This is a genomic window from Agrobacterium sp. 16-2014-1-2a, from assembly GCF_053522705.1.
In genome coordinates this window covers 237432-263522 of the sequence record NZ_JBNWBX010000008.1, presented here as the reverse complement: position 1 = coordinate 263522, position 26091 = coordinate 237432, and the positions used below count along the sequence as shown (strand labels likewise).

At 58.0% G+C, this 26091-nt stretch carries 26 protein-coding genes and 1 pseudogene; 15 read left to right on the top strand and 12 right to left on the bottom strand.

Going from position 1 to position 26091, the window contains the following annotated elements; genetic code table 11:
• Positions 1-264: 264 nt before the first annotated feature.
• The 4 genes from ACQZ45_RS21850 to ACQZ45_RS21835 all read right to left on the bottom strand — a co-directional run bounded on the left by ACQZ45_RS21850 (position 265) and on the right by ACQZ45_RS21835 (position 6133).
• Positions 265-1467, bottom strand: coding sequence for a serine hydrolase (locus ACQZ45_RS21850; RefSeq protein WP_448742547.1), 1203 nt, complete (start codon positions 1465-1467; stop codon positions 265-267).
• 121 nt (positions 1468-1588) lie between these two features.
• Positions 1589-2032, bottom strand: a complete 444-nt coding sequence (locus ACQZ45_RS21845; RefSeq protein WP_111805104.1) for a hypothetical protein — start codon at positions 2030-2032, stop codon at positions 1589-1591.
• Positions 2033-2040: 8 nt separating this feature from the next.
• Positions 2041-3642: a peptidoglycan D,D-transpeptidase FtsI family protein gene (locus tag ACQZ45_RS21840; RefSeq protein WP_448742546.1), complete on the bottom strand. Its 1602-nt coding sequence runs from the start codon at positions 3640-3642 to the stop codon at positions 2041-2043.
• A 67-nt stretch (positions 3643-3709) separates the two neighbouring features.
• Positions 3710-6133 carry a penicillin-binding protein 1A gene (locus ACQZ45_RS21835; RefSeq protein WP_111805100.1) on the bottom strand — a complete coding sequence of 808 codons (2424 nt, stop codon included), beginning with the start codon at positions 6131-6133 and terminating at the stop codon, positions 3710-3712.
• A 227-nt stretch (positions 6134-6360) separates the two neighbouring features.
• On the opposite strand from ACQZ45_RS21835, the gene ACQZ45_RS21830 reads away from it, so the two are divergent.
• Positions 6361-7284, top strand: a complete 924-nt coding sequence (locus ACQZ45_RS21830) for a LysR family transcriptional regulator (RefSeq protein WP_111805098.1) — start codon at positions 6361-6363, stop codon at positions 7282-7284.
• A 128-nt stretch (positions 7285-7412) separates the two neighbouring features.
• Here ACQZ45_RS21830 and ACQZ45_RS21825 read toward each other — a convergent pair.
• Positions 7413-7796 (bottom strand): annotated as a pseudogene (locus tag ACQZ45_RS21825) (DMT family transporter); the annotation flags it as partial.
• Positions 7797-8023: 227 nt separating this feature from the next.
• On the opposite strand from ACQZ45_RS21825, the gene ACQZ45_RS21820 reads away from it, so the two are divergent.
• Complete coding sequence (locus tag ACQZ45_RS21820; protein WP_111805096.1) at positions 8024-8815, top strand: SDR family NAD(P)-dependent oxidoreductase; 792 nt, start codon at positions 8024-8026, stop codon at positions 8813-8815.
• Here ACQZ45_RS21820 and ACQZ45_RS21815 read toward each other — a convergent pair.
• Positions 8812-11445 (bottom strand): winged helix-turn-helix domain-containing protein, encoded by a 2634-nt coding sequence (locus tag ACQZ45_RS21815; protein ID WP_162687914.1) that lies wholly within the window; start codon positions 11443-11445, stop codon positions 8812-8814. The two genes, ACQZ45_RS21820 and ACQZ45_RS21815, sit on opposite strands and share 4 nt — an antisense overlap.
• 204 nt (positions 11446-11649) lie before the next feature.
• Here ACQZ45_RS21815 and ACQZ45_RS21810 point away from each other — a divergent pair, with 204 nt between their 5' ends.
• The 3 genes from ACQZ45_RS21810 to ACQZ45_RS21800 all read left to right on the top strand — a co-directional run bounded on the left by ACQZ45_RS21810 (position 11650) and on the right by ACQZ45_RS21800 (position 13799).
• Positions 11650-12570 carry an alpha/beta fold hydrolase gene (locus ACQZ45_RS21810; protein WP_111791055.1) on the top strand — a complete coding sequence of 307 codons (921 nt, stop codon included), beginning with the start codon at positions 11650-11652 and terminating at the stop codon, positions 12568-12570.
• An 89-nt stretch (positions 12571-12659) separates the two neighbouring features.
• The gene (locus ACQZ45_RS21805) at positions 12660-13271 is read left to right on the top strand and encodes a hydrolase (protein WP_111805092.1); all 612 of its coding nucleotides are present in this window, start codon (positions 12660-12662) and stop codon (positions 13269-13271) included.
• An 18-nt stretch (positions 13272-13289) separates the two neighbouring features.
• Positions 13290-13799 carry a hypothetical protein gene (locus tag ACQZ45_RS21800; protein ID WP_111805090.1) on the top strand — a complete coding sequence of 170 codons (510 nt, stop codon included), beginning with the start codon at positions 13290-13292 and terminating at the stop codon, positions 13797-13799.
• A 65-nt stretch (positions 13800-13864) separates the two neighbouring features.
• Here the strand turns inward: ACQZ45_RS21800 and ACQZ45_RS21795 are convergent, their stop codons facing one another.
• Positions 13865-14629 carry an SDR family oxidoreductase gene (locus ACQZ45_RS21795; RefSeq protein WP_111791057.1) on the bottom strand — a complete coding sequence of 255 codons (765 nt, stop codon included), beginning with the start codon at positions 14627-14629 and terminating at the stop codon, positions 13865-13867.
• 122 nt (positions 14630-14751) lie between these two features.
• On the opposite strand from ACQZ45_RS21795, the gene ACQZ45_RS21790 reads away from it, so the two are divergent.
• On the top strand, positions 14752-15651 hold the full coding sequence (locus ACQZ45_RS21790) for a LysR family transcriptional regulator (protein WP_111805131.1): 900 nt from the start codon (positions 14752-14754) through the stop codon (positions 15649-15651).
• Between the two features lie 185 nt (positions 15652-15836).
• Here ACQZ45_RS21790 and ACQZ45_RS21785 read toward each other — a convergent pair whose 3' ends face one another.
• Positions 15837-16442, bottom strand: a complete 606-nt coding sequence (locus tag ACQZ45_RS21785) for a TetR/AcrR family transcriptional regulator (protein ID WP_111805088.1) — start codon at positions 16440-16442, stop codon at positions 15837-15839.
• Between the two features lie 61 nt (positions 16443-16503).
• On the opposite strand from ACQZ45_RS21785, the gene ACQZ45_RS21780 reads away from it, so the two are divergent.
• Entirely contained in the window at positions 16504-17373 is an 870-nt protein-coding gene (locus ACQZ45_RS21780; protein ID WP_111805086.1) for a DMT family transporter, read from the top strand.
• Between the two features lie 119 nt (positions 17374-17492).
• On the opposite strand, the gene ACQZ45_RS21775 is transcribed toward ACQZ45_RS21780, so the two are convergent.
• The 4 genes from ACQZ45_RS21775 to ACQZ45_RS21760 form a co-directional block, all read right to left on the bottom strand.
• On the bottom strand, positions 17493-17882 hold the full coding sequence (locus ACQZ45_RS21775; RefSeq protein ID WP_236759236.1) for a hypothetical protein: 390 nt from the start codon (positions 17880-17882) through the stop codon (positions 17493-17495).
• Positions 17883-18061: 179 nt separating this feature from the next.
• Entirely contained in the window at positions 18062-18373 is a 312-nt protein-coding gene (locus ACQZ45_RS21770; protein WP_174069316.1) for a hypothetical protein, read from the bottom strand.
• Positions 18374-18741: 368 nt separating this feature from the next.
• Entirely contained in the window at positions 18742-19146 is a 405-nt protein-coding gene (locus ACQZ45_RS21765; RefSeq protein ID WP_111805084.1) for a host attachment family protein, read from the bottom strand.
• 359 nt (positions 19147-19505) lie between these two features.
• The gene (locus tag ACQZ45_RS21760) at positions 19506-19868 is read right to left on the bottom strand and encodes a transcriptional regulator (RefSeq protein WP_013637404.1); all 363 of its coding nucleotides are present in this window, start codon (positions 19866-19868) and stop codon (positions 19506-19508) included.
• Between the two features lie 93 nt (positions 19869-19961).
• On the opposite strand from ACQZ45_RS21760, the gene ACQZ45_RS21755 reads away from it, so the two are divergent.
• Genes ACQZ45_RS21755 through ACQZ45_RS21720 form a run of 8 tightly spaced genes read left to right on the top strand, consistent with a single transcriptional unit; the run spans position 19962 to position 26074 of the window.
• Entirely contained in the window at positions 19962-20501 is a 540-nt protein-coding gene (locus ACQZ45_RS21755) for a hypothetical protein (RefSeq protein WP_149916745.1), read from the top strand.
• A 1-nt stretch (position 20502) separates the two neighbouring features.
• Positions 20503-21192: a lysozyme family protein gene (locus tag ACQZ45_RS21750; RefSeq protein ID WP_333704927.1), complete on the top strand. Its 690-nt coding sequence runs from the start codon at positions 20503-20505 to the stop codon at positions 21190-21192.
• A complete protein-coding gene (locus ACQZ45_RS21745) occupies positions 21189-21488 on the top strand; it encodes a TrbC/VirB2 family protein (RefSeq protein ID WP_333704928.1) in 300 nt (99 codons plus the stop codon). The genes ACQZ45_RS21750 and ACQZ45_RS21745 overlap by 4 nt, the downstream gene beginning before the upstream one ends.
• Positions 21489-21490: 2 nt before the next feature.
• Positions 21491-21832 (top strand): VirB3 family type IV secretion system protein, encoded by a 342-nt coding sequence (locus ACQZ45_RS21740; RefSeq protein ID WP_013637408.1) that lies wholly within the window; start codon positions 21491-21493, stop codon positions 21830-21832.
• A complete protein-coding gene (locus ACQZ45_RS21735) occupies positions 21825-24206 on the top strand; it encodes a VirB4 family type IV secretion/conjugal transfer ATPase (RefSeq protein ID WP_448742545.1) in 2382 nt (793 codons plus the stop codon). The genes ACQZ45_RS21740 and ACQZ45_RS21735 overlap by 8 nt, the downstream gene beginning before the upstream one ends.
• Positions 24206-24904 carry a P-type DNA transfer protein VirB5 gene (gene virB5, locus ACQZ45_RS21730; RefSeq protein ID WP_142851315.1) on the top strand — a complete coding sequence of 233 codons (699 nt, stop codon included), beginning with the start codon at positions 24206-24208 and terminating at the stop codon, positions 24902-24904. The genes ACQZ45_RS21735 and virB5 overlap by 1 nt, the downstream gene beginning before the upstream one ends.
• Complete coding sequence (locus tag ACQZ45_RS21725) at positions 24901-25134, top strand: EexN family lipoprotein (protein ID WP_003517253.1); 234 nt, start codon at positions 24901-24903, stop codon at positions 25132-25134. Before virB5 ends, ACQZ45_RS21725 begins: the two co-directional genes overlap by 4 nt.
• A 4-nt stretch (positions 25135-25138) precedes the next feature.
• Positions 25139-26074, top strand: a complete 936-nt coding sequence (locus ACQZ45_RS21720) for a TrbL/VirB6 family protein (RefSeq protein WP_142851314.1) — start codon at positions 25139-25141, stop codon at positions 26072-26074.
• Positions 26075-26091 lie beyond the last annotated feature (17 nt).

The following is a 26091-nucleotide window of genomic DNA, read 5'->3' as shown; positions in this document are numbered from 1 at the left end:
GCACTTAGCCCGGCGACAGAACGAAGATGCAGGTACTCTTCTACTGTCGGCAAACGGGACGCGGTGCTGTATTGCGATTGTTCCATCTTATCGGACGCTGTCCAAATTGAGCCCATAAAGTAGCGATTATTTGCCACTCCAAACAGGGTCAGTTGTCAATGGACGTTCAGGACCGAGCTCGACTTCCTCTCCGGGCCGAAGGTCGTCTTCCGCTTCGCGCCAACAGCGGTCATCGGCTGTCACTGACCGCTTTGTTTATCGTCGCTAGTTTGACAACACAAAGCATGCGTAGGAAGAGCGCTGGAGCGCCTGGCACGCAGATATGGCGGAAGATCGGCTTGAGAAGCCAGAGAATCCTACCCGATAGAGGGTGTCTGAACCGCTGTTGACCATTTCAGTATATGGGGAAATCTCCTTAAAGGCGGCAAGAGCGTCTACCTGAGCTTTGGCAAGAAGGCTCTGTGCAGCTCGGTGCGAATTGGTCGCGGCAATCTGGACTATCCAGCCCCTTCCTGGGATCTCAGGCCGCGGTACAATCGAATTAGTCACTTCGTTGGAGACCGGAGAATGTTCCCTTACGGCCGCTACAGGGAGGGGAATGTACCCTTGCGGAAGATCGAACTCGCTCTTCATCAATGCCTGGGCAACTCTCGTACCCCTTCTAACCGAGGCGGCCGGCATGGCCTCATCCAGTAAGGCGGCCATGCGGTTGTCGCGGCTTCGAGCGGTCTTGCCTCCGAGCACGACGCCGACGACGTGCTTGCCGTTTTCGTTGACCGCAGTGACGATGTTAAACCCCGACGCGTTGATGTATCCGGTTTTTATCCCATCCATGCCTTTGTAGCGATACATCAGATGGTTATGGCCTTTCACAAGCTTGCCCCTGAAAGAAAATGCTGGTGTTGAGAATAAAGCATACTCTTTTGGGAAATCCAGCATCAAGGCAATCGCAAGTCCCGCCATGTCGCGGGCTGTTGTCACCTGAAGCTTGTCCGGTAGGCCGGAGCCGTTCCGAAACACGGTCTTCTTCATGCCAAGCTGGCGCGCTTTCCGCGTCATCATTTGCCCAAAGTTCGTTTCCGAGCCGGCAAGATGATCGCCGATCGCCTCGGCTGCATCATTGGCTGATTTCACCATCATGCCGTAAACGGCTTCTTTAACTGTGATTGTTTTGCCCGCTGGCACGTCTAGCTTGAATGGAATCGTCGCGGCTCCGTTATTCGTCATCACAATGCTCTGATCCCATCGCAGGCGACCATCGTGCAGGGCCTCAAAAACCAGATACAGTGTCATCATTTTCGTCAGGGATGCGGGGTGATTCAAAGTGTCCGCATTCTGCGAACGCAGAACTTTTCCATTGTTGGCGTCGATAATCAGATGGGCATATCCCGCGTGAGCCGATGCCGTAAACAAGGCAGCATTGACCACGACGGCCGCAAGAAGCTGAATCAAAAGTGCCAGTCGCATGGTGATTTTTCCTCTATGCAATAAACAATCAAACGATGGTTTTGACCCGAAGACGGGCATTCAAGCCAATGAATACGAAGGGCCGCGTTCGATCTTTATCGAAGGTAGCGGCTACTAGGTGTCAGTCGCGGGAGGCAAGGCAAGGATCTAGCAAAACATGCTGGTCATCTTGAATCCTCATGCCGCCGCGGACGGTGACGACCTCGCCGAGACGCATGTCGTTATCCGAATAGGTTACGCACAACACACGAATGCCTGGCTGGGAGCAGATACCGAGATAAAAGAGCACGCCGTCGGTATCAACGATCGTCAACGGTCCAGTTGCCCACAGATCGACCCGCTGATCGCTTTGGGGCCGAAAATTTCGGATGGCTCGGCTGAGGTCCCCGCATGCCGCTGTTTCCTTGGGCGTTCCCTCCGGAAATGTCAGACCCGGCCTACCGGGATAGCGATCCTCCTGCGCCGTCGTCGACGACGCGCAAGCCAAGAGGGCGATCACATGTAAAAACAGGCGTTGCATATTCAATCCTCCGATGAATGATTGCGTGAGATCGGCGCTGAACATCTGACAGTTCAAGGCAGCGAATAGGATTGACCGGGTGGCACCTCGAACGAGGGCAATTCCCCGAGCATTGGAAGAATGCGGCTGAACACCGCACTGCCAGTCGGCACGGCGTTCCACCCGGATGTGCGAAAGCCGTGGGTTTCCGGGAGCCCCTTCGGCTCGTCTAGAAGCGTGAGCACTAGGAATTTCGGGGCATCGACGGGGACCACGCCCATGAACGATGTGATGTTCAGGGTTTTCGAGTAGCGGCCGTCGACGACTTTCTCTGCCGTGCCCGTCTTCCCGCCTATCCGGTATCCCGACACTCTGCCGTTCCGAGCGGAGCCAACCTCGGCGTTCAGCTGGAAAAGATAGCGCATGGCCTGCGTCGTTTCTGCCTTGACGAGGTCCGTGCCAAGAAGACGGGGCGCCAGCTCCGACGCCTTGATGAAGGTGGGCCGGATGAGCTTTCCACCGTTGACCAGGGCAGCCACGCCGACACTCGCCTGGAGCGGCGTGACCGCAAGGCCGTGGCCGAAAGAGGCGGTCGCCGTTTCGATATCGTCCCAGCGCTTCGGTAGGATCGGCGTGGCTGACTCCGGCAGTTCCGTCCGAAGGGTTTCCATCTGTCCGAATCGCTGGAGAAAGCGCCTATGGGCTTGCCTGCCGATATCCAGAGCCATCTTTGCCATCGAGATGTTCGAGGAGTAGATGAATGCCTCCGGGAGGGACAGGGGCCTGTACTTGCCCTGGAAATCGTGGATTCTTGCCCGACCGAAAGCGAGTGGCTTGCTGGCATCGATCACCGAATGGATCGAGTATCGGCCGGAATCGATCGCCATGGCGGTGGTCAGCGCCTTGAACGTCGAACCCATTTCAATATTGGCCGCGGCAATACGATTGATGCGATCGGGCTTCAGCGCGTCTGAAGGCGCATTGGGATCGAAGTCCGGCAAGGATGCGAGGGCGAAAACCTCTCCGGTCTCGACCTGGAGCACGAGCCCTGCCGCCGCGTTGGCGGAATACTTCTCGATTGCCTTTCTCAATTCAGCCTCGAGGGCATGCTGTACGCGGAGATCGATTGTGGTGACCACAGGCTCCAACGCATCCGCCGAAGTGTCCATGCCACTTGCGCGAAGATCCGCCAGGCCTTCCGTCTCCATCCACTTCTCAAGCCCGGATATGCCGATGTTATCGACATCCACCGCGCCAAGCACATGGGAGGCCAGTGCTCCGTTGGGATAGAAGCGCTTCGTCTCGCTTCGGAAACTGACCGCCGGCACGCCGGCGTCCCACAACGCCTGTTCTTCGAGCGGCGTTATCTGCCGCTTGATCCAGGCGAAGTGCGTCCGCGCGGCAAGTTTGTCATAGAGTTGACGATGATCGAGCGCCGGAAACACTGCAGTGATCCGCTCGACCGCCTCGTCGATATCGACGATCAGCCTCGGTATCGCAAACGCGCTGGAGATCGGGACATCCATCGCCAGAATAGCGCCATTTCTGTCCAGAATTGCAGGACGGTGGTTCGCGGCGACCTTCGACCCATCGGCAAGCAGGGGAGGCTCCAGGAGACCGAGAAACGCAAGGCGCAAAAGCATCATCAGAAAGAGGCTGACGAATGCTGCCGTCATCAGCAAGAGCCTGCCATTTCGGCTCCGGCCGCCTGGCCGCGGCGTTGATCGCGAGGTGCGGCGCATCTCAATACAGGCCGCCGGTGCTGCGCATCAGCCGGTCAAGCAATGCACCATCGAAATTTCCCGACGATGAACCTGCCTTGGCGTCCGCCGTGTCGGCAATCACGTCGCATGGGGCCACACAAGCGCCTGTTCCCGGCTTGAACGCTTCCAGAACCGAGCCTGATTGCTCGTCTGTGGCCGTGCCGCTTCGCAGGTCGACGCGCTGGAGGAACATGCCTTCCGGACGTTTGAAGGTGCCTGCCTGCCGGCCAGCGAGCGCCGTTTTCATGAAGTCGATGAAAACAGGCGCAGCGAGACCACCTCCGGTTTCACCGGAACCCATGGGGGTCGGCGTATCATAGCCCATGAAGACACCCGTCACCAAATCCGGCGTATAGCCCACGAACCAGACGTCCTTTTCGTCGTTTGTCGTACCCGTCTTCCCCGCGAGCGGCACTCCGAGCACGTTCACGCTCCGCGCCGTGCCGCGCTGGACCACGCCTTGCAGCATCGAGGTGACCTGGTAGGCGGTCATCGGGTCGAGCACGTAGTCCTTGTCGTCCACCAAGGTCGGTTCCGGCTCACCGTTCCAAGGCGCAGCGTTACAGCCCTCGCAGCGCCTCCCATCCTGCTTGAAGATCGTCTTCCCGTCGCGGCCTTGAATCCGGTCGACGAAGGATGGCCGCACCTCTCGACCACCATTGGCGAAGACGGCGTAGGCCGCGACCAGCCGCATCAGGGTGGTTTCACCCGCACCAAGTGACATCGGAAGATATTCCTCCAGATCATCGTAGAGGCCGAAGCGTTCGCTGTAGTCCGCCACCACATCCATGCCGACGGCGCGGGCGAGCCGCACAGTCATCTGGTTGCGACTGTTTTCGAGACCGGTCCTGAGCGTGGAGGCGCCGCCGGAACGACCGTCATAATTCTTGGGTCGCCACAGCCTGCCTGCACCATCGGGAATGGCCAGAGGTGCATCCAGCACCAGGGTTGCGGGGGTATAGCCGGCGTCGAGTGCGGCAGCATAGACGAACGGCTTGAACGAGGAGCCGGGTTGACGGAAAGCCTGGGTCGCACGGTTGAATTGTGATTGCGTATAGGAGAAGCCACCCGCCATCGCCACGACCCTCCCGGTCCGGGCCTCCATGGAGACCAGCGCGCCCTGGACCTGCGGGGGCTGGCGCAGGCGGTGCCCCTCTTGCGTCTTCTCGACGTACACGACATCACCCACCGAAAAGACGTCGGACGCATCCTTCGCGCATCGTCTTTTGCCTTTCATGCGGCCGCAAAGTGCCCAACCGAGCGCTTTCAGATCCATCTCGATAGGCGCTTCGGCGCCGACATCAAGCCGCAAGAGCACACCCTTCGTATCAACCCGCGATACGAGGGCGATGCGCCACTCGGGAACGTCGACTAGCGGTGCAATTGTTTCGGCAGCCGATGGCCAGCTCCCTGCGTTATCCAGATGGAGCAGCGGTCCGCGATAGCCCTTGGCCTGATCGTATTCGACGAGCCCCTTCTGCAACGCGCTCATCGCCGCATGTTGAAGCTTAGGGTCCAAGCTCGTGCGCACGCTGAAGCCGGCACGATAGAGTTCCGCCTCGCCGTACTTCGCCAGCAAAAACCTGCGGACCTCTTCGGTGAAGTATTCCGCCTTCTGGACGGCCGGCTGCCTTTCCCGGACAACGACGTCCAACGGTTGCGCCATGGCCCGGAGCGTCTCGGCTTTGGTGACAAATCTGTTCGCGAGCATCTGCTCGATCACCCAGTTTCGGCGGGCGATCGCTCGGTCGTGAGCCTTAACCGGATGGTAGTTATTTGGTCCTTTCGGCAGCGCCGCGAGATACGCGGCCTCGGCGATGTCGAGATCGGCCACACTCTTGCCGAAATAAGTCAACGCTGCCTGTGCGATGCCGTAGCTTCCAGCGCCCAGATAGATATCATTGAGGTAGAGCTCAAGCAGTTGGTCTTTGGTGAAGGCCTGGCTCATGCGGACTGCGAGCAGCATTTCCTTCACCTTCCGTTCGAATGTCCGGTCATTCGTCAAGAGGAAGTTCTTGGCTATCTGCTGCGTGATCGTCGAGGCACCGATCAGGCGACCGCCGCTCAAGCTATTTTCGACATTCGAGAGCAAGGCCTGTCCGATGCTGAACGGATCGACACCGGAATGGCTGTAGAAATTCTTGTCCTCGGCGGCGAGAAAAGCGCCCCTTACCCGCAGCGGCACAGCCCCGATCGGCATGAAAAGACGCTTCTCGCGGGCAAATTCCGCCATTAGCGTACCATTCCCGGCGTAAAGCCGCGATGTGACGGAGGGTTTCCAGTTGGCGAGCATGGTATGGTCGGGGAGACCGGCGCTGAAACTTGCGACCAAGAGATAAAGCATCAGGGCGAGCGCGAGACCCAGATTGATTCCGGCACTCAAAATCGCTCCAAGAAGCTTCATCCCTTACTCCATTCTAGATCCGGCCACCGCCCGCCAAGAGACCAATCTGGAGGCAACAGAAAGCGAGCCTCACTTTTCGTGAGACGCTTCGCTTCGTCTTGGCGAGCTGATCGTTCCGCCGCGTTCTTCTCGAGATCGGCCGTTTCGGTAATGGTTTGATATAGGGGTTGAACCATCCGCACAAACGACGTTATCTGGGATCAGATGCAAATTTAATTTGGGTAAACATGGTCCGTCCACATCTGCCTCTCAATGCGCTCCGCGCCTTCGAAGCCTCCGCAAGGCATTTGAGCTTCACGCGGGCGGCGATTGAACTCGGGGTTACGCAGGCGGCAGTCAGCCATCAGGTCAAAATTCTCGAGGAACGACTTAAGGTTAGCCTCTTCAAACGCATATCACGCGGCCTGATGGTGACTGCCGAAGGCGAGGCGCTCCTGCCAGTCCTGCGCGACTCATTCGACCGCATGGCCGATATGCTGGAGCGCTTCGAGGGAGGATACGTGCGGGAAGTCCTGACCGTCGGAGTGATCGGCACATTCGCGGTAGGATGGCTTTTGCCACGTCTCTCCGACTTTCAGCTGCACCATCCCCAGATCGAACTGAGACTGTCGACCAACAACAATCGCGTGGACATTGCCGCAGAGGGCTTGGATTTCGCGATCAGGTTCGGGAGCGGCGCCTGGCACAACATCGAGGCCGAGCATCTGTTCGAAGCTCCTCTCTCGGCAATCTGCATTCCGGAGATGGCCAAAGAACTGAAGCGCCCGGAAGACCTTTTCAGAAAGGTTCTCCTGCGCTCCTATCGCGCGGACGAGTGGACGGGATGGTTCACCGCCGCCGGTGTGGGCGGAGAGCCGCCGATCGCCAGGGGCATGATGTTCGACTCGTCTCTGGCGATGATCGAAGCGGCATTGCAAGGCGCGGGGGTCGCGCTGGCGCCGCCGCTCATGTTCCAGCGGCAACTGACGATGGGTTCCCTACAGCAGCCGTTCGATGTTTTTGTCTCGCGCGGGAGCTATTGGCTCACTTCGCAAAAATCCCGAAGTGAAACATCGGCAATGGCGGCATTCAGGACGTGGCTTTTGGAGGCAGCCGGTTCTGTCGCGACCGGACCTCACGAACACGAGGATGCAAAGATAATCTTGCCCTAGGCATTAGAAAAATTAGGGAGAGCCAACAGCGAATGTTGGCTGCCCTCTTCGCGCCGGCAGCGCCGACGAAGAAAGTATTGGTTGCTCGCAATCCATCTCGACAGCGGCTTCTACTGCAAGACTTCGTCCTATCGCCGGCCGAGCGTGTTGACGACGATGACCCCGCGCAGCGCCAAGGAGCCACCCAGCAGCGTCCTCGCCTCAGGCTCCTCCCCGAGGCCGGCTCAAGCGAAAAATACGGCGCATGGCGGAATGAGATAGAGAAACTGGCCTGCCCGCGCCGCGCCGAAATGTTTGAGCGCGTACGTCCAGCACGACTGACCGATGGCCGCAGGCGCGACGGCAAGAAAGACGACCGCGCCGACAGTTGACCGCGAGGCTGCGGCGAGCTGCTCGATCCCTACGGGAAGCCACGGGCAAAGGGCCACGATTCCGGCAATAATATCAACGGCTGTCACGGATAAGGGGTTATGGCGCGCAAGAAGCGGCCGTTGCAGTACCGAATAAGTCGCTCCTTACGCTCCAAGCTGCTTTTCGATCTCTATGGGCCGGACCGATTAAAGCGAGGGCGCCGTTCAATCCCTGGAACTTTTCAGGAAGTTTTCAGCCGGTTCTCAGGACTTTGCGCTTCTCCGTGATCAGGATGTCGGAGGATTGACCGCCAGGGAACGTCGACAACAAAGATCGTCGCCTCGATGGCGTGTTGATCATCCCAACCTGATCAACCGGATGAGATAGCATGGACCTGAAACTTCAAGGAAAGTCCGTCATTGTGACGGGTGCCACTGGCGGCATTGGACTGGAAATCGCCCGCACATTTTCAAAGGAAGGTGCACTGGTCACCATTCCGGGCCGCTCACAGAAGAAACTTGATGCGGCACTCGCCGATATCATGGCATCCGGCGGAGCCGGTGTCAGCGGCGTGCTGGCCGATCCGGCGACGGAAGCGGGCGTCGAAGCCCTGGTCGCCGCCGTGCCGCAGATTGATGTGCTGGTGAACAATCTCGGTATCTATGAGGCGAAGTCCTTCCAGGACATCAGCGACGCCGAGTGGCGGAACATGTTCGAAGTGAATGTGATGAGTGGTGTCAGGCTGTCGCGCGCCTATATGCCAGGCATGCTTGAGCGCAACTGGGGCCGCATCGTCTTCATCTCAAGCGAATCCGGGCTGATGACACCGGGTGAGATGGTTCATTACGGCATGACGAAGACGGCGCAGCTTGCCGTTGGCCGCGGTCTTGCGATTACGGCCAGAGGGACAGGCGTCACGGTCAATTCAGTCATGCCTGGACCCACCCGCTCAGATGGCATTTTCGATTTCCTGCGGGGCATATCGACCGATCCAAATGCGACGACAGATGAACTCGAAGCCGCCTTCTTTCAGCATCATCGACCAAGTTCGCTGCTGCAAAGGCTTATTCGCCCCGAAGAAATTGCAAGCCTCGTTGCCTATGTCGCGAGCCCGCTTGCATCTGCCACGAACGGGGCGGCATTGCGTGTCGATGGCGGGGTAACCCCAACAATCGTCTAGACACTTGCCTGCAGCCGCTCCTGCCAGAGGAGAGCGCCCTGCTGCGCGGAAAGGGTCTTTGCCCCCTCAAAGACCGCAGCGGCGTCCAAAGCCATTGTAGGCCCTCGCCGCGACAAGGCGAGGCCCTTCAAACGCAGGAGTTCCGGCAGGCACCACAACTCCTTCGTCCGTCCGGCACGATCGATGGCCTCGTTGAGAATATTGAGACCAGCCGTCTCGTCACCGGCCGAGAGGTGAGCCCTGGCAAGCTCGCCCATCAGACCGCAATGGTACATGGAAAAAGGCACATCCCGGCTCTCGGCGAGCGTCGCCTGCAGCTTGATGATACCGCTTTTGAGCGAGCCGGTTCGGGTTTCCAGGCACGCTCGATAGGCCTCGGACCAGGTCATCCACACTGATAATCGGTGAGCGTTGGAAACGTCCACGAGCTCCTGGCTATAAAGCGCTGCCGCCTCAAGATGACCCTGGTCGAGCGCCAGCGGAATCGATGCTTGCGCCAGCGCGTGGCAGATCGAATAGGTGTGGTCCAGTTCCACCGCGCGTTCGAGCGCCTGCCGTGCGACGTCTAGTGCTCGCACGACATCGTTTCGCAGCCAGAGAACGCGCGCATAAAAAGCCAGGCCCGCGACCTGCTGATCGAAATGGTAATGGCTGGTCGGCAAGTTGCCGACGGGTTCTTCATATCCCTTTAGGAATTCCCCGAGCTCCGCTTGCGCCAAATGCTGTTCGCCGACGAGGTGATGAATGGAGCCCCGCACACGGCAAGCAATCAGACTGTCGATCCTGCTCCCCGAAGCGGTAGTGACGTTCGTCAGTTCTGCCATGCAGCGCAGTGCATCGTCGTTCAGCCCCGCATTGACGCTCGCGACCCCTAGAGCCCAAAGCGATCTGGTTTGCGCTCCACCATCACCAATCCGCCGCGCCTCCGCCAGACCCTGCTGAAGAACCTCTCGCGTCGAGGGCGTCGAGCCGCTGACATAGAGAAGTGCGCAGCCACGCGCGACCGCCAGCTTGACCAATTCATGCGAAAGATTCGGATGATCCAGAACATGACGACCAGCCTCGTCGGCAAACTCCAGCAATTCGGTAACCAGGGACAAATGCAGCCAAAGGGGTTCGGCAGCGACAACCAACTGAACGGCTGTCACTGCATCATTTCCCTCGCCCAGCGACCATTCCAGGGCCTGCCGGAGGCCAGGCAGGTGCGGCTTGTAGCGTGCGAGCCATTCCACGGTCGTCAGCTTTGCAATGTCTGCCTCCAGACGCCCGAAGATCCCGAGCACAAGAGCGGCCTGCCGGGACGCCACCGCGGCATATTCGCCGGCATCATCAAGACGTGCGCGCGCAAACTGACGCATGGGTTCAAGCAGATGAAACAGGCTGCCCTGCTCCGTCGCCTCGACGGTAAGCAGGGACTTGCCAACCAGCGAGGACAGAACGTTCACGAGCTTGCCCCTCGGCATGGCGGTGACTGCCGCCGCTGCCTCGGCTGTAAACTGCCCGGATAGCAGACTGAGCGCCCTGAACACCATCTGCTCCGGCGGTGTCAAAAGCCGGTAACTCCATGCGATGGTCGCCTCCATCGTCTGCTGCCGGGGAACGGCGGCGCGCCGGGAAACGCCGAGAATAGACAGGGAGGTCGCAAGTTCACGCAGCACCTCTCGCACGCCCAATGTGCGTGCTGCCGCTGCCGCCATTTCAATGGCCAGTGGAATGCCATCGACCCGGCGGCAGATCTCGACCAGTTGCGACAACTCCATTTGAAGCACCAAGGGACCGCCAGCGGCGAGGAGGCGTTGCACAAATAGCTGAACCGCCGTGGACGAAAGACATTCCTGCAGCGGCGCCCCCTCTCTCGGCAGGCCAAGTGCCGGAATGCCTATGATCCGCTCGCCGTCGACCTCCAGCGCCTGCCTGCTCGATGCCAGAATGCGGACGCCCGGACATCCCGACAGCACCTCAAGCGCTATCGCTGCCACCGCGTCCAGCAGGTGTTCGCAATTGTCGAGGAGAAGAAGACAGGTCTTGCCGGACAGCGCCTGCACGAGAGACCGAACATCCCCCGGATCGCTCAGATTGACGTCCAAAACACCGGCGATCGCGGGACTAATGAACCGCTCGCTGTCGACGGGGGAAAGTTCCACCATCCAGACACCATCCGGGAACTGCTCAAGCAAGGCTAAAGCCGCGACCCGCGAGAGCCTGGATTTCCCAAAGCCGCCGGGGCCGATTAGCGTGACAAGCCGATGCCGATGGAGAGACGCGCAAATTTCAGCCTTGAGATCATCGCGGGCCACAAGACTGGAAAGATCGGGTCTAAGATTGGTCGGCGGCGGCAGGCGCGACGCTTCCACATCCACAAGACAATAGCCTTTCCCGGCAACTGTCTTGATCAGGTTTCGGTCGCTCCCGAGGGAGCGCCTCAGCGCGTGAATCTGAGCCTCAATGGCATTGTCATTGACAAAGCGCCCCTTCCAGACACGCTCGATCAACGCGTCCTTTGTGACGATCGCACCTTTTGCCTCCACCAAGGCAACGAGAACATCGAAAGCACGGCCGCCAAGCGAAATGACGTCATGCCCGTTGACCAGACATCGGCGCTCCCGGTCGATCGCATAACGGCCAAACATCGGAACGAGCATCTCCATCGGTTAGCGCAGCAGTTGCCAATGCGGCTTGTTTTTCAGAAGTTTTAAGATCCTCATAAGGACTTCAACCTTCGGCACCGTCAAGATGCACCCGCACCCGGAAGATGAACTGCATTCTGGGGCATAGCTTTACCCGTCACAGGCGCGCAGTTCACGCACGGAAATCTTGCTGCCAGGAGTTGCCCCATGAAACTGCTTTCCACCGTCGCCATCAGCGCGACACTCTTAGCCGGCACCGCATTCGCGGATGTCCAGCCCTTCCCGAAAGACTTCCAAACGAAGATGATCAAGGTGAAGGACGCCGAGCTTTACGTGCGCGTCGGGGGGCACGGGCCAGCCGTCGTTCTTCTCCACGGATATGGTGAAACCGGAGACATGTGGGCTCCCTTGGCCGCACGTCTCGCTGCCAAGCATACGGTGATCGTGCCGGATCTGAGAGGCATGGGGCTGTCGTCGCATCCGAAGAGCGGCTTTGACAAGGCAAATCAAGGTCATGACATTACGTCGGTTCTTGATGCGCTTCATGTCGAGAAGTTTGATCTCATCACTCATGACATCGGAAACATGGTGGGCTTCGCACTGGCGACACAGAACCCGCAACGCGTCACGAGCTTTACCCTCATGGATGCCCCGGTGCCCGGAGTGGGCCCCTGGGAGGAGATTCTGAAGAACCCGCTGCTCTGGCATTTCCGCTTTGGCGGTCCGGACATGGAGCGGCTCGTCGCGGGACGCGAGCGGATCTACCTAGACCGGTTTTGGAATGAATTCTCCGCCGATCCGAAGCGGTTCGATGAGGCCTCGCGAAAGCACTACGCAAAACTCTACGCCCGGCCCGGCGCCATGCATTCCGGCTTTGCGCAATTCGCAGCCTTCGATCAGGATGCCATCGACAATCGAGCCTGGCTCGCCAAAGGTGAGAAGCTCAACATGCCCGTACTGGCCGTCGGCGGCGAGAAATCCTTCGGCACGACCATGGCAACGGTCATGCAACCGGCCGCCTCCAATGTTCAAGGCGCTGTGATTAAGGCGTCCGGCCACTGGCTGATGGAGGAACAACCGAAAGCCACCGTCGATGTCATCGAAAAATTCATCGACAGCAAGAAGTAACGGCAGCCCAGGCCGGCTTCGTCCCAACCGGCCACGTCCTGGCCCCATGAGCGCGTGTTTTCAAACTCTGTCAGAGAAGGGCCTCCCCCATGACCTCGCCTGCCAAGATCCGCAATCCGGTGGAAGATCATATGCTCACACCGGAAAATGCCGCCCTCGTCATCATCGATTTCCAGCCGGTGCAGGTCGCTTCCGTTGTGACGATGGAACGGCGGCAGCTCGTTGCCAACGTGGTGGCGGTCGCAAGGACCGCAAAACTTTATGGACTGCCGATCGTCCTTTCGACGGTCAATGTGAAGACAGGACGCAACCAACCTACCATTCATCAGCTCACCGAAGTCCTGGGCGATCTGACCCCGATCGACAGAACATCGATCAATGCCTGGGAAGACGTTGAGTTTGCGGACGCCGTCCGGGCGAGCGCACGCCGGAAGCTGATCATGGTGGCGCTCTGGACCGAGGTTTGCCTGGTTTTCCCGGCTCTCGATGCATTGAAAGAGGGATTTGACGTCTATCCGGTCGTGGATGCCATTGCAGGAACCTCTCATGAAGCGCATGCTGCGGGTCTTGATCGGATCCTGCAGGCGGGGGCCAAACCGATCACCTGGATACAGCTTGCTTGCGAACTGCAACGGGATTGGGCGCGGGAAGCCACTGTGCCCGGCTTCGCCGAAATCGTGTTTGCGTCAATTCATCCATAGACACGGATGGGGGTTCACATGTCTGCAATTCTGCTACTCACTCTTTTTCATGTATTGATCAGTCTTGTTGCGATCGTGGCAGGCTTCGGTCTGATCCACCGACTGATTATTAACGGAAATGACCGCGTGCTTGCGCAATGGTTTCTGGTGACGATCGCGATCACGCTCGTGACCGGCTTCCTGTTTCCCTTTAACGGTGTAACACCGGCCATCAATGTCGGAATCCTCTGCACGGTCATCCTTCTGGTAACGCTCTATGCGCGCTACCGGGCAAGACTGTTAGGCTTCTGGCGACCGGTCTATGTTGCCGGAGCAACGCTTCTGATGTTCTTGAACACGCTGGTCCTGATCATCCAGTCGTTCCAGAAGATCGGGCCTTTGCACGCTCTGGCACCGGTGGGCAACGAGCCTGCAATCCTCGCCTGCCAGGTGATCCTTCTGCTCGCCTCTCTGGCAGCCGGCATTCTCGCAGTGCTGCGGTTCCGACCGTCCTTGTCGATCCCCGGCGTCACCCTGCCGTCTGCCTGATAAGGCTTGCTGCCGAAACGGATAGGCGGACGATGCTATCGTCCGCCTATCCGTAATGCACGACTTCAGGTCCGGGTAATCGATGTGCCGCCATCCACCAGCGATGCGGTGCCGGTGACGAAGCTTGCATCATCGGAGGCCAGATAGAGTACGGACTTGGCGATTTCCTCGGCCGTTGCAACCCGCTTTAGCGCATGCAGCGCGGTGATGAAGGCCTGCTTTTCCGGCGTGTCGTTCATCTCCCGGTACATGTCCGTGTCGACTGCTCCGGGCAGGATGGAATTGACGCGGATGTTCTTGGAACCGAATTCGGCAGCCAGTGCCTGTGTCAGGCCGATTAGGCCGGACTTGCTGGCTGAATAGGCTGCGACACCCGGAAAAGAATAGCTGTAACCCACGAATGTCGACGTGAAGATGATCGAGCCCGCGCCGTTTTTTTCCATCGCGTCCGCCTGGTGCTTGGCCGCCAAGAACGACGCTGTCAGGTTGATGGCCAGCGTATCGGCAAACCCGTGTTCTGAAACACTTGTCGTCGGCCCGGCTTCGCCCAGAGTGCCGGCATTGTTGAAGGCGATGTCGAGCTTTCCATAGCGCTCGACAGCGGTTGCAACCAGGCGCCGATGATAGTCTTCCTCACGAACGTCTCCGGCGACCGCAATCGCCTGGCCGCCTGCGGCCTCGATCTCAGCAACGAGGCTATCGAGTTCCGCCTGTCGGCGGGCACCGACCACAACCTTCGCTCCCTCGGCGGCAAAGAGCTTTGCCGTTGCCCTGCCAATGCCGGAACTTGCGCCAGTGACGATGGCAACCTTGTTATTCAGCCGTGTCATGTTCTTGTCTCCATTCGGGAGCAGCACCTGCCGCTCCGTTCGATGGACTGAAGATGGCACCTTGCCATTGTTCGGATTAGTCGGCAGATATTGGAACTGAAATCCGGAGATGCCGAACGATGCTGATGCGAACGGAAGGGATTGTGACGTTTGTGGCCGTTGTCGAATGCGGCTCCATCAGCCAGGCGGCACGGCGGTTGAGGCTTTCGAAATCCGTCGTCAGCGAGCGTCTTGCGGAACTAGAAAAGACGCTGGGCAGCCTGCTTCTTCAGCGGACCACCCGGAAGCTCACCTTGACCGAAAGCGGCCAGGCCTTTTTGGAGCGGGCGCGCCGCATAACCCAGGAGATGGAAGCAGCGGCAGAAGAGATGTCGGAGCGGCGGGGGGAGATCGCGGGGCCCTTGCGCATCGCAGCCCCCGTCACCTTCGGCCGAATGCATCTCGGCCCCGCGCTCTATCCGTTTCTGGTTCAGCACCCAAACCTTGAACTCACGCTTGACATCGACGACCGCAGGGTGGACCCGGCCGCCGACGGCTACGACGCCATCATCCGCCATGGTCCCATATCCGAGTCACGCCTCATAGCCTGGAAGCTGGCAAGAAGCCGCCGGATGCTGACGGCCTCAGTCGACTACCTCACGCGGTTCGGCACGCCTCGCACGCTGCAGGATCTCGAAAATCACAAGGGCATATTCTATACAAACCGCGGGATTGCCGACTGGCGCTTCCTGACCGGCAGCGGCAACGTCATCGTACGGGCCAAGCTCGGCCTTGCGATCAACAATGGCGACATGATGCGCGATGCGGCGATAGCGGGCCTCGGTCTGGCGCTCTTGCCGGCTTTCATAGCCGGCCCCGCCATTCGCGATGGCTTGCTGCAGGAAGTAGAGGTCGATCACAAGCCGGAACCGGAATTTATCTTCATGGCCCATCCGCAGGGGCGCCAGCCGCCCGTGAAGCTGCGCGCCATCGCCGATCATCTGAAAACTGCGTTTGGCAATCCACCCTACTGGGATCCATAGATCAGTTTGATGTCTTTTCTCAATGAACACGACATGCTTGCGCTCTTGCTTTCGAAGCCAAGATGGCTGCTTTCGGGTTGTATTTAAGGCTTCCGTACCGACCGAAATGAGGGCGCGAAGCTGCCCTCATCCCTTCGGCCCGTGATGACCGCAATGGGCCGACTGCGGTCTTCCGCTTCGCGCCATTAGCGGACATCCAGCTTTGTGGGGGAAACCAAACGTCTCAGCACGATTTCACGGAAGCGCGTGAACGCAGACGCGCCCTCCTTTGCCTTAGCTCGAATGAGCGCCCCCTCGTAGGCGTCCACGATACTGGCTGTTAAATCATTGATGTTCTCTTCAATGTCGATATCGCCATCCTGCTGCGCAGCGGCCAGCACCCCTTGAATGCTTTTCTCCCAGCGTGCGAATGACGTAGCGAGCGTATCAAGAACGACTGCGCTCCGGCCCGCAGCGCCTTGGGCAATGATGCCATAAAGGCAGCCTGCATACGGAGCGTCCGTCCTGTATTCGGCTTCAAGAGCTGCAAAATAGGCGTCGAGACGAGCCAGCGGACGGAGCGAGGTGTCGGTGAAGAAGTGCTCCCTCAGGCGACGGTACTTTTCCTCGTAGGCTTCGATGACCGCCACGACGAAATCATCCTTGCTCTGGAAGAAGTAATAGAACGACCCTTTCGGGACATCGACGGCCTTCAGGATCGGGCCAATCCCCACACCCTCATATCCATGGGCCAACAGTTGCCGCATGCCTTCGGAAATGAGCCGATCTCGCGTCGTAAATTGACCATCCATAACTAGACCAATCGTCTACAAGGCTGCTTATACACATTTCTCTCCGTGGAGCGAGCTTCGTATGAGCATAGCACGCAGTCGGATTGTCGGCATCTACCTGATGATTTCTTCTGCCGTTCTGTGGAGCACAGCCGGGCTTTTTGTGCGCATCGCCGACATGGATGTCTGGTCAATGATCGGCTGGCGGTCGGCCTTCTCATTAGTCACGCTCGGCGCTTTCGTATTGTACCGCCGAAGATCAACGAAGACAGGTGGTAAAGGAACTTTCGGCATGCCCGGCGTAGCCGCATGTGCCGTGTCGACAATAGCGGCGATCACCTACGTTGCGTCTTTGCAATGGACCACCGTCGCTAATGTCATGACAGTGTACGCCACGCTTCCATTCGTCGCGACTGGTATCGCCTTTTTGTGGCTGAAGGACCGCGTGACATACCGCTTCATAATCGCTGGTTGTCTAGCGTTCCTGGGGGTAGGTATTTCGGTCGGAGCGGCGATGTCGGCAAACGACATTCTCGGCATCCTTGCTGCATTTGTCATGACGACTGGGTGCGCCACGCAGATTGTCATCGCCAAACGGTTTCCGACTATGGACTCGACTATGATGACGGTCTTTGCCGCTTTGGCATGCTTTTGCATCGCACTTCCTCTCATGCAGTATTCGATGCCGACGCCAACACAGCTCCTTGCATGCGCATTCTATGGAATTTTCACGACGGGCATTGGTTACGTGCTCTTGTTGCTTGGTTCTCGACGGGTCGCTTCAGGTGAAGCTGGACTACTTTCCATGCTTGATGTCATCCTTGGTCCGATATGGGTTTGGATTTTCTTCAGCGAGGAGATCACGCTGCCAGTCCTGCTGGGCAGTGTAGTCGTTTTGACTTCCGTCTTTTGGTACCTTTTACCGGGCCGTAACATCGCTGCTGCCGTTTGAGCATTGTCCGCAATGGGCCGACAGGAGACGCACTGCTGCAAGAAGGGTTGCCGTCGGATATTCCGCGTCATCCCCGTTGCTCGGTTTCTTGCAATTTTTCGCTGAGCACGTGTTGAATCTTACATCCTGCGCTCGGTACTCTTCAGTGAACTGGAGAGCCCGGAAACGCGACTGGCCTCGCGCTGCTGCAAGACGTGCCGGGATTCGGCCAGTATCTCGCGATACCTTTGGATCTTGGTTGCTTTCATCCTGAATAAGTCGTCGACTGATACCGTTGCCTGCTGCACCGGAAAAGCCACTTCGTTTTCCAGAAGGTCGAGCAAAAGGTTTCGCATCACTGCGTTTTCTTCTCGAAGTTTCGCGAGCTCAATAGCCTTCCCACTCGCCTCAAATTTCCGTGCGATAGCTTTGTCAATATCGTGTTCGACAAGCAGAATCTTGGCGGCATAGTACCGGCAAGCAAAGAACGCTGTGACGAGCGCGCATAACGCGATGACAATGTAGATCATTTCGACCTCCAGGTTATCCTGAAAGTCGATATTCGGAAGCCGGATTTCAATACGCGATTCACTCGACAAACCAAAATGGCTCCTCTTTGATGAGTAACCGGGGCCGTAAACGTATCAAGTTCATCGTGATTGAAACGGTGACTGTCAGTCGCTTCAATCTTACATATTTTGGCGTCTTGTTACCTTAGCAGGTACTTTGCCTTCCTCACGGGGTATGCGAGAGGCTCACCATTTTCCAAGATGAAACCCATACGGTACATGCATCTGCGCATTTCGGGAGAGCCATACGCACCTGCATAAATACCGACGGGGTGGTATGATGGGTAAGATTCAAAACTGCATCTGTCGAGTGCTGACCGATAGGCGATCTCACGTACGTAGTCGCCCGTCACCGGAACCGTGCCGTAAAGATGCCATTGAGTCCGCGCTTCCGCGACTGCTGCCGTGAAGGTGACGCCCAGAATCACGCTTAGAGCCAGCTTGAGTTTCATGACACGCCTCCAAATAAACAATTATGACGAGCAACGGATATTTCGTCCGGTTTGTTCCCTCGCTCAGACGCGTTTGCGCAGTTGTGGTCTCGTCGCCCTCACGGTCGGAGTGCATGCCATTTGTTTTTCATCTTTGGACCAACTCGGAAGTGACGTCAGCTTTGCGCCTTCGTACCGGCTATTCAGATCAGTCCCGCCATCTCCTGAAATAAGACGTAAGTAAAAAGCTGTGGCGACGTTCCTGTCAGGAACAGTCTAGCAGAATTTGGCAACACTACATTGTTGCCGATTGTCTACATTCCCAACGAGCGCCAAGCAAAAACCCCGCCGGGGATGGCGGGGCCGATCACGCCGTTTAGATGCAGGATTTAAGCGCTAGCAAGTGCTTTCTCGATATCCTGCACAGAATGGCCAGTCAGATCTTTATCCAGCTCTCCAATAAGAACGTCCGACAACGACTTATGGTAGCCCTTGCGCATCTCACCCAGTGTGCGCGGTGCCGCGATAATCACCAGACTTTTGATCTTGCCCTCAAGCACCTGCTTGTTCAGCATATCCGTAACACCTGCACCAAACCCGTCTTCGTCTTGCTGACTATCGTCGGGATTAGCCGAGCTACTGGAATGTCGGGCGCCGGAAGAGATCTTCGAGCTGTCGATCGCCGGATCTGGCAACGCTGTCAGATTGACAGTCGCCGCATCGCCGTCGTTCCGAAAAAGGCTAATCTTTTCGCCATCGGCAACGGCAACGACCGTGTTTTGCGGAAGGTTCATGTTGATCTCCTTGGTGAGCAGCTCGAGCCCAGATGACCGACCCTGCTTGTTTCTGTCAGAGAATAACCTCGCTACAGACCATCCGTTCCGCAGCCGGCCCGACAAAACTACAGGATTGGCGTATCGCCGTGATCAGTCACCCCAGCCAAATGCTCGATGGCCTGCCTCGCGCCATTCCTCCGGCAGAGGGCCAGACCGAGGCTGCTGTTTCAGGCACAGACCGCCGGGGTGAACTCGGCAGTATGGCATCGGCAGCGAAAATCTTCCGCGGCAATGCTGGTGACCGGTACGGCACATGCCGACCCTTTAATTTAAAACGGCGTCCACATTAAATACTGTATAAAACATACTTGGTAAAATCACGCATTTCCGGTCGCCGCGGCACCACCAAGCGCGGCAAAAACCTGCGGGGAAAACTCAAACTGTCGAGCCGTTCCTCGTCCCATTGAGTTTCTTCCAAGCGTTTCTGTAAGGATGCCCCGCCGGACCAAGAGTTCAATGGTTTCGATCACCCCACCACGCGTCATTCCGGTAATATCAATTACATTTGAGAGTGTTAATTTCTGATGCGCCTGGTGCATCAGATAGAGAATATTCATCATGCCGATCTGTTTGATGCGCGACTGCGCCGATTCACCATCGATTGGCTTCTCCAGGATTTCACGCACCGCAAATACGGACAAGGCCTGACTCTGCCATCTTTCACTTAAATTGCTTGCCATCGTTTTAACTATCTATTATTTGCATAGTCAAATAATTGAGACGAGTCGCCGTTCAGTTGAGGCGGATATTTAGGAAGACGGAGGGTAGGGGGCATGAAGGGCCTTTTCTTTCGAATGATCATAGCAGCGTCAGGGTTCGTTTCACTCTATACCATTTCGGAGCGAAGCGCTCGTGCCGACGAATGGGGGTGCCAGGTTATCCTGTGCTTATCCAATCCCGGCGGTCCGACCCAGTATGGCGAATGCAGGCCGCCCATCGAGAAGCTTTGGAGGTGGTTGGCAAAAGGGCGTTCGTTTCCAACTTGCGCGGGCGCGGGTTTTCAGACCTCTCGCCCTCTTTACGAACCATATTACTGCAACGCCGGCTACCGCTTATCTGCTGGCTACGGTCCCAGCGGACGTGACGCGACGTGCATTTCCACGTCGCTGCAAGCCGTGAGCGATAGCTTTTGCCAGCGAGATCGAGACGGTGGCGATCCGAACAAAGGCTCTGTCACGTCACCGAGGTGGCAAAGGGTAGACGGGCGATACCAATGCCTGGCCAATACCGTGGCGCGACCCTTGGTCCGCGAGAAACCTCGATACGTCGATGTGACGATTGAGGGTGTCGGCACGCAGAGGGTGTGGTTCTGACATGCCCGTTGTCTTCTCAGATCTTGCGCAGACCTGCGCACCCTTCGTTGCATCGGAGGCTCTTGCGGGTGTGGTCAGCCCCGAAAGCCGGTTCGCTCCGTTCACCATCAGGATCAACAGCCGTGCACCGCTCGGGCGGCAACCTGCGACCAAGGCCGATGCAATCGAAGTCGCCGCATCCTCGGAGAAAACATGCCATGACATACACATTGGTCCCGACGGGGTCGGGCCGGAAGAACTGCGCAGATTGAACCTCTCGATACCAGCCGCTGTCGCTCGCTGCCTTAACCTGAAGGCTCCAGCGACGCCATTCGACGGCTATTGCTGCCTCTCGGTGAAGGTGGGTGCTGACAGTCCCAGGGCCGAGCAGGTGCTGCAATCCTGCTATGGACGTGACGATCCGTCGGTTGGGGGCGTAGTCAACTATGGCGATCAGGTCCGCCGCGAAATCGAACGGCTCGGACCGACAGTGGCTCGATTTACAATCGGCGACACGGGAAAAGGGTTGCAGACAAACGTGTCGGCGAATTCTTCCCAAGCAGATGTCGTTGCCGAAGTGGTGGCGGAAAACACTCCGGGGGAAGCACACGCGATCTCGGCGTCGTCCGCGTGGGACGTCTTCAAGACCCGAAGCCGTTCATCCGTCCTGGTGTTTCAAGACAATCAATTGGAATTGGAGCAGAGTGAATGATAATTAGTTCTCGGATCAGACCCGTCGTCGCTTCGTCCGTCATAGCTGTCGCCATTATAGCGACGATGGTTGAGCCCGCCTTCGCGCAAGCCGCCGGCATCGAAACCGTCCTGCAGAACATCGTCGACATGTTGACGGGAAACATTGCTAAGCTTCTCGCCGTGATTGCGGTCATCGTCATCTGCATCGCCTGGATGTTTGGTTACATGGACCTGAGGCGAGCAGGCTTCTGGATCATCGGAATTGGCGGCATCTTTGGCGCCACCGAACTCGTCAACACCATCGTCGGAGCCTGAGGATGGTGGGCGGACAAACGGTTCTCGAAGAAGACACACTCTTCATCGCGTGTACGCGTCCCGCGATGATTGCCGGTGTCACGATGGAGGCGATGGGCTTCAACATCATGGTCACGACGATCCTCTACATCGTCGCCGGATCTATCGCCTACGCGTTCGTCGGCATCGTTTTCCATCTTATCTTCAAAGCGCTCGTCAAGCACGATCACAACATGTTCCGCATCCTGCTCGCCTGGGTCGAGACACGCGGCCGTTCGCGCAACGGTGCCTATTGGGGCGGGGCAACGCTTTCCCCTCTGAGACTGACACGCCGCTTCGACGAAAGGGATATTGGAATTGCCTGACATCGCCACCCTTAGATCACGCGAACTCACGCCCGAGGCATTTATCCCTTACGTGCGGCACGTCGACGAGACGACAATCGCGCTCGAGTCCCGGACACTCATGGTCATGGTCGCGCTCGCAGGCGTATCGTTCGAAACTGCTGATCTGCTCGACATCAACGCGCTCCATCGCGACCTCAACACGCTCTATCGAAATATTGCCGATGAGCGGCTCGCGATCTGGACCCATCTCATTCGGCGCAGGGATAGCGACTATCCGGGCGGAACGTTCGCAACGCCATTCTCCGCCTCGCTCAACGAGAAATACCGGGAACGCATGGCGCGCGAGCACCTTTTCCGCAACGATCTCTATCTGACCGTCCTTTGGTCGCCAGCGCGTGGCCCTGCAGACAAGGCGGGCAAGCTGCTGTCGTACCTTCGACGGTCAAAACGACTCGATGTGGAGCTGGATGAAGAGGCTCTGAAACAGCTTAAGGACAAGGTCGTCAACGTAGTGGCGGGCTTGAGGCGCTTTGAGCCAAGGGTCCTTTCTCTTTACGAACAGGAAGGCATGCTCTTCTCTGAACCGAGCGAGGTGCTGCACCAGCTCGTCGGCGGGAGGCGCGAGCGTGTGCCGCTTACCGAAGGTCGCGTCGCCTCGGCAATTTACTCTGATCGCGTAATCATAGGTCGGGAAACGATCGAGATCCGGCATGAGGCAGAAAGCCGCTTTGCCGGCATGCTGAGCTTCAAGGAATATCCAGCCCGCACCAGGGCAGGCATGCTGGACGGAGTTCTAAACATTCCGTTTGAGCTCATTCTCTCACAGTCGTTCTGCTTTGTGTCGAAGACGGACGCTCGCGTCATCATGGGGCGTAAGCAAAACCAGTTGGTGAGCAGCGGCGACAAGGCGGCTTCGCAAATCGATGAACTTGACGATGCGATGGACGACCTGGAGTCCAACCGCTTCGTGATCGGCGAGCATCACCTGACACTTTCCGTCTTTGCGACCACGTTAAAGGAATTAACCGACAATCTGGCAAAGGTTCGCGCCAGCCTGACCAATGGCGGCGCTGTCGTTGCGCGTGAGGATCTTGGCCTCGAAGCGGCATGGTGGGCGCAACTTCCGGGCAATTTTCGTTACCGCGCGCGCTCAGGCGCGATCAGCTCGAAGAATTTCGCAGCATTGTCACCGTTCCATTCCTATCCGATCGGACAGAAGGACGGCAATGAGTGGGGACCCGCCGTCGCCCTGCTCAAGACCGCTTCAGGCTCGCCCTACTACTTCAATCTCCATTATGGCGATCTGGGCAACACCTTCATGTGCGGTCCGTCGGGAGCGGGCAAAACCGTGATTGTCAATTTCATGCTGTCACAGCTCGAGAAACACGACCCGCACGTGGTGTTCTTCGACAAGGATCGCGGCGCGGACCTTTATGTTCGCGCCGCCGGAGGCACCTACCTGCCGCTGAAGAACGGGGTCCCCACCGGCTGCGCTCCCTTAAAGGCCCTCAACCTGACGCCGGAGAACAAGGTGTTCCTGGCGCGCTGGATCGGCAAGCTTGTGGGGTCAGGGGCGCGGGAACTGACTGTCACCGAACTTCGCGACATCTCCGGCGCGATCGACGGCCTTGCCGACCTGCCCGCTGAGCGACGGACAATAGGGGCGCTGCGGGCTTTCCTCAACAATACGGATCCGGAAGGTATCGCGGCGAGGCTCCGCCGGTGGGAGGAGGGAGGGCCGCTCGGCTGGGTCTTCGACAATGTCATCGAAGATATCGGATTTGGGGATTTCGGCGGATCAGGGAAGTTCATCGGCTACGACATGACCGACTTCCTCGACAACGAGGAAATTCGCACACCGCTGATGGCCTATCTCTTCCATCGCGTCGAGCAGATGATCGATGGCCGCCGGATCATCATCGTCATCGACGAATTCTGGAAGGCGCTACAGGACGAGGGGTTCCGCGATCTTGCGCAAAACAAGCTGAAGACCATCCGCAAACAAAATGGGTTGATGCTGTTTGCCACGCAAAGCCCACGCGACGCGCTGAACTCGCAAATCGCGCACACGATCATCGAGCAATGCCCGACACAGATCTTCCTGCCCAACTCGCGCGGCAACCATGCCGACTATGTCGATGGATTCAAGCTCACCGAGCGCGAATACGAATTGATAGCGCGCGAGCTTTCCGTTGAAAGCCGGAGGTTCGTGTTGAAGCAAGGACACAACAGCGTCGTTGCCGAGCTCGATCTCAACGGTTTCGATGACGAGCTCGCCATCCTCTCCGGCCGGACCGCCAATGTCGAACTTCTCGACGCGATCCGCGCGGAGGTTGGAGACGACGTCGAGAACTGGCTTCCCATTTTCCAACAGCGAAGGAGTGCTAGCTGATGACTTCCTATCGACTTCATGGCGTACTGCTCAGCGCGGTGCTCATGCTTGCTGCTGAAGGCGCGTCAGGGCAGGGGATTCCTGTCAACGATCAGGCTGCGATTGCCAAGCAGATCGAGAGCATCGCGCAGCTCAAGTCGCAACTCGACGCGCTCAATCAGCAGATCGGCCAGGCTCGGCAGCTTTATGGCTCGCTCAACAAGCTGACCAATATGGCGGATGTCGGCGAGGTTCTCAACGATCCGGCGATCCGCAAGGCGCTTCCCTCCGACTTCGCTGCCATCGAGGGATTGCTCAAAGGCAACGGCACCGGCGTGTTTGGTGATTCCGCCTCAAGGTTTCTGGAAGGTAACTCGACCTACCGCACTGACGCCGATGATTTCTACGCTCAGGAATTGTCCCGGCTTCAGAACAAGAATGCCGGGCAAATGAGCCTTGGTGAGCAAATCTACGATGCCGCGACCAAGCGCATCGACGGGATTGATCAGCTGCGGGGAAAGATTTCCACGGCTGGCGACGCCAAAGAGATTGCCGATCTGCAGGCTCGGCTGCAGGCCGAACAGGCATTTCTTCAGACCGACGTCCTGCGGATGGAGGGGCTGAGGATGGTGCAGCAGGCGCAGAACCAGGTCGACGAACAGCGCAAGGCGGAGGACTGGCGCCAACGGATGGACAATATGAAGGCGGCGCTAAAGTGAAGTGCACCCTCATCGTCCTTTCCCTGGTGCTCTTGTCGGCTTGTTCGCAAGAGGCGGAGCGAACTCATACGGTGGACGAGTTCGTCGCCGACACCGAATTGCTGTCCCGTACGATTACCGAGTGCCGCAACAACCCGGGTGCATTGCGCCAGACGCCCAATTGCCAGAACGCGGAAGCGGCCGAGGTTAAGCTCCGGCTCCAGAACATGCGCAAGGCATTGGGAGGCTGACCAAATGTACCAGGTGTTTGAGTTTATCGACGGTCAGTTCAAGCGGCCGTTGGAGACTTTCGTCTCGGATGGGACGTCGAACATAGCAGAATGGGTCGCTGGTCCGTTGACGGTGGCAGTGACCCTCTACGTCGTCCTCTACGGCTATCTCATCCTTCGGGGCTCGGTCCAGGAACCTATCCTTGACTTTGCCTTCCGCGCGATAAAGCTTGCGATCATTGTGATGCTGGTGAAGAACGCCGGCGAATATCAGAGCTATGTCACAAACATCTTCTTCGATGTTTTGCCGCGCGAGATCGCTCAGGCGCTGAATGCAGGTACGGCGCCGAGTGCCAGCACCTTTGACAGTTTGCTCGACAAGGGCCAGGCCTCTGCGACCGATATCTGGACCAGGGCTTCCTGGCCGATTGACATCGTCACAGGTGTGGGCGGCATCATGGTGATCGGCGTCAGCTTTCTGGTGGCGGGGATCGGTTATGTTGTTTCCCTTTATGCACGGTTGGCGCTGGCGATCGTCCTGGCGATCGGGCCGATTTTCATTGCGCTTGCCATGTTTCAATCGACGCGCCGTTTTACCGAGTCCTGGATCGGGCAGCTCGCAAACTTCGTGATCCTTCAGGTCCTTGTCGTTGCCGTCGGTTCGCTTTTGATCTCCTGCCTCGACTCGACCTTCACCGCAATCGACAGCTACAGCGACGTCCTTATGCGCCCTATTGCTTTTTGTGCCATCGGGATAGCTGCCCTGTACATATTCTACCAGCTACCTGGCATTGCATCGGCGCTGGCGTCTGGCGGCGCCTCGCTGGTCTATGGTTACACGACCGCACGCGATGCGCATGAAGGCATGCTCGCCAGAGCAGCCTCCCACACCGGCCGGATGATCGGTCGCGGTGCTCGGTTTGCCCGCCGCGCGTTCGGATCAAGAAATGCCGGCGTATGACACCCAGTCCAGAACAT